The sequence below is a fragment of the Photobacterium sp. R1 genome (assembly GCF_054600795.1).
In genome coordinates, this window is the sequence record NZ_BAAHZP010000840.1 from 1 (window position 1) to 246 (window position 246).

Annotated in this window: 1 protein-coding gene; it reads left to right on the top strand. The window is 60.6% G+C overall.

Annotated elements, in window-relative coordinates:
• Positions 1-3 precede the first annotated feature (3 nt).
• Positions 4-246, top strand: a 243-nt coding sequence (locus tag ACYP03_RS27445) for a pyridoxal-phosphate dependent enzyme (protein ID WP_459782867.1), incomplete at its 3' end; no start/stop codon positions are given.

The window sequence follows — 246 nt, forward strand, 5'->3', positions numbered from 1 at the left end:
ACACTGCGCGCCCCGGTGTACGAAGTGGCGCTGGTCACTCCGCTTCAGGACATGGAAAGGTTATCCAAGCGTTTGGGGAACCGCATCCAGATCAAGCGCGAAGACCGCCAGCCAGTGCACTCATTCAAACTTCGTGGCGCTTACAACCTGATGTCTCAGCTGAGCGCTGCACAACGCCAGGCAGGTGTGATTGCGGCGTCAGCGGGCAATCATGCGCAGGGTCTGGCCTTGTCAGCCCGCCAGCTG